This window comes from Limimaricola litoreus (assembly GCF_024159025.1).
Lineage (GTDB): Bacteria > Pseudomonadota > Alphaproteobacteria > Rhodobacterales > Rhodobacteraceae > Limimaricola > Limimaricola litoreus.
Map to the genome: position 1 here is coordinate 1 of NZ_JAMYXC010000150.1, position 4,772 is coordinate 4,772.

5 protein-coding genes and 1 riboswitch are annotated in these 4,772 nt (G+C 70.1%); all 5 genes read left to right on the forward strand.

Going from position 1 to position 4,772, the window contains the following annotated elements; genetic code table 11:
- A partial coding sequence (lnt, locus tag NHG85_RS09895) for an apolipoprotein N-acyltransferase (protein WP_253331952.1) occupies positions 1-961 on the forward strand: 961 nt, incomplete at its 5' end.
- A gap of 10 nt (positions 962-971) precedes the next feature.
- A riboswitch (SAM-SAH riboswitch) is annotated at positions 972-1,020 on the forward strand.
- A 7-nt stretch (positions 1,021-1,027) separates the two neighbouring features.
- The gene (gene metK, locus NHG85_RS09900) at positions 1,028-2,209 is read left to right on the forward strand and encodes a methionine adenosyltransferase (RefSeq protein WP_253331954.1); all 1,182 of its coding nucleotides are present in this window, start codon (positions 1,028-1,030) and stop codon (positions 2,207-2,209) included.
- Between the two features lie 189 nt (positions 2,210-2,398).
- Positions 2,399-3,103: a tRNA (guanine(46)-N(7))-methyltransferase TrmB gene (trmB, locus tag NHG85_RS09905; RefSeq protein WP_253331957.1), complete on the forward strand. Its 705-nt coding sequence runs from the start codon at positions 2,399-2,401 to the stop codon at positions 3,101-3,103.
- Positions 3,104-3,193: 90 nt separating this feature from the next.
- Positions 3,194-4,540, forward strand: coding sequence for a 3-phosphoshikimate 1-carboxyvinyltransferase (aroA, locus tag NHG85_RS09910; RefSeq protein WP_253331959.1), 1,347 nt, complete (start codon positions 3,194-3,196; stop codon positions 4,538-4,540).
- Positions 4,537-4,772, forward strand: a 236-nt coding sequence (locus NHG85_RS09915; protein WP_253331961.1) for a (d)CMP kinase, incomplete at its 3' end; no start/stop codon positions are given. The genes aroA and NHG85_RS09915, both read left to right, overlap by 4 nt.

Consider the following 4,772-nt stretch of genomic DNA (forward strand, 5'->3'; position numbering starts at 1 on the left):
CGGGCGGAGCCTCTGGTTGGCGGTGCCCGCGCTGGCCTGCGCCGGGGCATGGATCGCGCTCGATCCCGGCCCGGCGCCCGCCCCCGATCCGGATGCGCCCGTGGTGCGCCTGGTGCAGCCCAACGCGGTGCAGGCGCTGAAATGGGACCCGGACTGGCTGCCGGTGTTCCACGAGCGGCTGATGTCGCTCACCGGGCAGGGGGCCGTGCCCGATCTCGTCGTCTGGCCCGAGACCGCGCTGCCCTGGCTGCTCGACCAGTCCGATGCGTCACTGGCGCAAGGTGTGGCAGCGGCGCGCGGCGCGCCGGTGGCGCTCGGCATCCAGCGGCGCGAGGGCGCGCGCTACTACAATTCGGCCATCGTGGTCGACGCGGCGGGCGAGGTCGTCTCGCTTTACGACAAGTCGCATCTGGTGCCGTTCGGCGAATACATCCCCTTCGGTGAGACCGCCGCGCGCTTTGGCATCCAGGGCCTGGCTGCGAGCGAGGGCGGCGGCTACACGCCGGGGCCGGGGCTGCACCCGGTCTCGGTGCCCGGCATCGGGTTGGCGCTGCCGCTGATCTGCTACGAAGGGATTTTCGCGGGCGAGATCAACGCCGCAGCCGCCACCGGCGCGTTGCGCCCGCGGCTGATGCTGCTGATGACCAACGACGCGTGGTTCGGTCATTTCTCCGGCCCCTACCAGCATTTCGCGCAGGCTCGGCTGCGCGCGATCGAGCAGCGCATGCCGATGGCGCGTGTCGCCAATACCGGCGTCTCGGGCATGATCGACGCGATGGGACGCGTCACCGCGCGGATCGGCCTTGATGAGACGGGCGCGGTGGACGCGGCGCTGCCGCCGCGGGGGGCTGCGCCCGCCTATGCGCGCTGGGGCGATGCGCCGATGCTGGCGGTGCTGCTGGTGTTCGGATTGGCCGGTATGCGGCGAAACCGGCTTGACCGGGGGCGGGCCGGAGCGTAGCGGGATCGGATTCTCGACACAACGGCTTCCTGGCGTGTCGGGTTAATCTCAATGGAGCGCCTCCCCATGTCCCGCAAGAACTACATCTTCACCTCCGAATCGGTGTCCGAGGGGCATCCCGACAAGGTCTGCGACCGGATCTCCGATGCCGTGCTCGACGCGCTTCTGGCCGAAGAGCCCGAGGCCCGCGTCGCCTGCGAGACCTTCGCCACGACCAACCGTGTCATCGTCGGCGGCGAGATCGGGCTGAAGGACCAGGGGCGGCTCGCGGATATCCTCGGCGGGGTCGAGGGCATCGTGCGCGATTGCATCCGCGACATCGGCTACGAGCAGGACGCCTTCCACCACCGCGACGTCGAAGTGACGAACCTGCTGCATGCGCAGTCGGCGCATATCGCCCAAGGGGTGGATGCCGCCAAGGACAAGGAAGAGGGCGCGGGCGATCAGGGCATCATGTTTGGCTATGCCTGCCGCGAGACGCCCGATCTCATGCCCGCGCCGATCCATTACGCGCACCGCGTGCTCAAGCGGCTGGCCGAGGCGCGCAAGTCGGGCGCGGAACCGACGCTGCGCCCCGACGCCAAGAGCCAGATCTCCCTGCGTTACGAGAACGGCATGCCCGTGGGCGTGACCTCGATCGTGCTCTCGACCCAGCATTCGGACGAGGGCCAGACCAGCGCCGACATCCGCGCCATCGTCGAGCCCTATGTGCGCGAGGTGCTGCCCGAGGGCTGGATCACCGACCAGACCGAGTGGTGGGTGAACCCCACCGGCAAGTTCGTGATCGGCGGGCCGGACGGCGACGCGGGCCTGACGGGCCGCAAGATCATCGTCGACACCTATGGCGGCGCGGCCCCGCATGGCGGCGGCGCGTTCTCGGGCAAGGATCCGACCAAGGTCGACCGCTCCGCCGCCTATGCCGCGCGCTATCTGGCCAAGAACGTGGTCGCCGCCGGGCTGGCGGAGCGCTGCACCATCCAGCTCTCCTATGCCATCGGCGTCGCACGGCCGCTGTCGATCTATGCCGACACGCATGGCACCGGCGAGGTCTCCAACGTCGAGATCGAGCAGGCCATCGCGGGGGCGATGGACCTGACCCCGCGCGGCATCCGCACCCATCTGGGGCTCAACCGCCCGATCTATGCCCGTACCGCGGCCTACGGCCATTTCGGCCGCGCCCCCGAGGAGGACGGCGGCTTTTCGTGGGAGCGCACCGATCTCGGCGAGGCACTCAGGCGCGGGCTCTAGGCGGCGCGACAGCACGGGCAGCGCCGCGCCGGTTGCACCGTCGCGATTGCGTATTTGGAGAAAGATGAACCAGGGGGGGCGCGCCCCTTCGGGTCATCTTTCCGAAAATACGCATGGCGACCGGTCGGGGCACCCGCGTGCCTTCGGGAGATGTTGCGCGGGGGCGCGCCGCGGGTTAACCCGCCCGCCATGACAAAAGGCTCGCACCCCACCGGCGCCCCCTGGCGCAACTTCTACGGCCGGATCCACGGCAAGACCCTGCGCCCGACGCAGAAGGATCACCTCGAGAACGATCTCGACGCGCTGTCGCCCGGACCGGTCGGCTGGGACGTGAACCCCAAGCGCGAGAAGCTCGACCTCGGCGCGCGCTTCGGCGGCAGGCCGGTCTGGCTCGAAATCGGCTTCGGCGGCGGTGAGCACCTCGTCCACATGGCTAGGAGCAACCCGCAGATCGCGATCATCGGGGCCGAGCCCTACATCAACGGCGTCGCCATGCTTCTGGGCAAGATCCGCGACGCGCGCGTGGACAACATCGCCGTGCATCCCGGCGACGTGCGCGATCTCTTTGACGTGCTGCCGGGTGGCAGCGTCGAAAAGGCGTTTTTGAACTACCCCGATCCCTGGCCCAAGGCCCGGCATCATCGCCGCCGCTTCGTCACGCAGGAGCATCTGGAGCCCTTGATGCGGGTGCTGGCTCCCGGTGCGGAGTTTCGCGTGGCAACCGACATCGAGGATTACGTGCGCCAGACGCTCGAGGAGGTGCCTGCCGCGGGCTTTGTGCGCGTCGATCACCCCGATGACGAGGCCTGGTCCGACTGGCCCTCGACCCGCTATGAGCAAAAGGCCCTGCGCGAGGGGCGGCGCCCGCATTACCTCACCTTTCGCCGGCCCTGAACCGACCCCGTCCCCCGGTGCCGGGCAAGGGGCGTGGACGCTGCCGCCGCGTCGGTCTAGGAACGGGCAAGCAATTCACGAGGTGTCCCGATGTCCGGCCATGGCGATCCGATCCCGATGATGTCCCAGCGCGGCCCCGCGCTTTGCGGCGAGGCGCATGTGCCCGGCGACAAGTCGATCAGCCACCGCAGCCTGATCCTCGGCGCGATGGCGGTGGGTGAGACGATGATCGAGGGGCTGCTCGAGGGGCAGGACGTGCTCGACACGGCCAAGGCAATGCGCGCCTTCGGGGCCGAGGTCACGGATCATGGGCAGGGGCGCTGGTCGGTCCACGGCGTCGGTGTGGGCGGCTTTGCAGAGCCCGCGGGCGTGATCGATTGCGGCAATTCCGGCACCGGGGTGCGGCTCATAATGGGGGCCATGGCCACCACGCCGATCACCGTGACCTTCACCGGCGATGCCTCGCTCTGCTCGCGGCCCATGGGCCGGGTGACCGACCCGCTGGCGCTGTTCGGCGCGAAGGCCGAGGGGCGCGAGGGCGGGCGGCTGCCGATGACCATCACCGGCGCGAAGGAGCCGATGCCGGTGCGCTACACCGTGCCCGTGCCCTCGGCACAGGTGAAGTCGGCGGTGCTGTTGGCGGGGTTGGGCGCGCCCGGACAGACCGTGGTGATCGAGCAAGAGGCGACGCGCGACCACACCGAGCGGATGCTCGCGGGCTTCGGCGCGGAGATCACGGTCGAGGAAAGCGATGAGGGCCGGGTGATCACGCTCACCGGTCAGCCCGAGCTGCGCCCGCAGCACATCGTGGTGCCGCGCGATCCGTCTTCCGCCGCCTTCCCGGTCTGTGCGGCGCTGATCGCCGAGGGCTCGGACGTGCTGGTGCCCAATATCGGGCTGAACCCGACCCGCGCCGGGCTGTTCGAGACGCTGCGCGAAATGGGCGCGGATCTGACCTACGAGAACCCGCGCGAAGAGGGCGGCGAGCCGGTGGCCGATCTGCGGGCGAAGTTCTCACCCGACATGAAGGGCATCGAGGTGCCGCCCGCCCGCGCCGCGAGCATGATCGACGAATACCCGGTGCTTTCGGTCGTCGCGGCCTTTGCCCAAGGGCCGACCGTGATGCGCGGCGTCAAGGAGCTTCGGGTCAAGGAAAGCGACCGGATCGACGCCATGGCCCAGGGGCTGCGCGCCGCGGGCGTCGAGGTCGAGGAGGGCGAGGATTGGTGGATCGTCCATGGCCGTGGCCATGGCAACGTCCCCGGCGGCGCCACGGCCGAGAGCCGTCTCGATCACCGCATCGCCATGTCCTTCCTCGTCATGGGGTTGGCCACCACAGAGCCGATGCGCGTCGATGACGGCGGCCCCATCGCGACCTCGTTTCCCGTGTTCGAGCCTTTGATGACGGGGCTCGGCGCCCGGGTGGCGCGGGCATGATCTTCACCGTCGCCATCGACGGCCCCGCCGCCGCCGGCAAGGGCACCGTGGGCCGCGCCGTCGCCGCGCATTTCGGCTTTGCCCATCTCGACACCGGGCTGCTCTACCGCGCCGTGGGCGCGCTGGTGCTCAAGGGCGCGGAGCCGGTCGCGGCGGCGCGCGGGCTGGTGCCAGAGGCGCTGGAGCAGCCGGGTCTCAGGAGCCCCGAGGTGGCGCAGGCCGCCAGCGAGGT

What these genes read in the sequence shown, in the direction of transcription:
- metK (WP_253331954.1), top strand. Translation starts at nt 1,028, where the DNA reads ATGTCCCGCAAGAACTACATCTTCACCTCCGAATCGGTGTCCGAGGGG.
- trmB (WP_253331957.1), top strand. Translation starts at nt 2,399, where the DNA reads ATGACAAAAGGCTCGCACCCCACCGGCGCCCCCTGGCGCAACTTCTAC.
- aroA (WP_253331959.1), top strand. Translation starts at nt 3,194, where the DNA reads ATGTCCGGCCATGGCGATCCGATCCCGATGATGTCCCAGCGCGGCCCC.